1 pseudogene is annotated in these 678 nt (G+C 68.0%); it reads right to left on the reverse strand.

Going from position 1 to position 678, the window contains the following annotated elements:
- Positions 1 to 678 (reverse strand): annotated as a pseudogene (locus tag BI327_RS40935) (D-alanyl-D-alanine carboxypeptidase); the annotation flags it as partial.

Consider the following 678-nt stretch of genomic DNA (forward strand, 5'->3'; position numbering starts at 1 on the left):
GATGGAATCCCAGGCGCGGCCGGCGAATCCGGCTTCGGCCACCGGCTCCAGCGCCACCACCGGGAACTGCATGGCCGGCTTGCCATCGACCATCACGCGCAGCGAACCGACTGCGGCCTGGGCCGCGATCGGCGCCACCAGCGGGTCCTGCGGCGCCCAGACCGACTCGACCTTGGCGCCGGCCGGCACCGTGACGTAGGCGTCGCGCGCAAAGCCGGCCTTGAGCGTGTCGGCTTGGCCCTTCCAGACCTCGGGCGTGGCCACCGCCTGGCCCTTCGCATATAACTTGATGGTATTGAACCCCTGGAAGCCCCATTCCAGCAACTCGCGGCTTTCCTGGGTGCGCAGCTTGTCCGAGGCCGTGCCCACCACCACCGTGATCAGGCGCCGCTGGTCGCGGCCATTGGGCCGATGCGCGGTGGCCACGATGCAGTAGCCAGCCGCCTCCGTATGGCCGGTCTTCAGGCCGTCGACGCTGGGATCGAGCCACAGCAGCCGGTTGCGGTTGGGCTGGGTGATGTTGTTATAGGTATAGGTCTTGGCCGAATCGTAGGTCTTGTACAGCTCGGGGTAGTCGCGGATGAAGCGCGTGGCCAGGATCGACAGGTCGCTGACTGTGGAATACGTGCCCGGGTCCGGCAGCCCGTGGGGACTGGCGAAGCGCGTGCCGTGCAGGCC

The organism is Bradyrhizobium mercantei, from assembly GCF_001982635.1.
In the GTDB taxonomy this organism is placed as follows: Bacteria; Pseudomonadota; Alphaproteobacteria; order Rhizobiales; family Xanthobacteraceae; genus Bradyrhizobium; species Bradyrhizobium mercantei.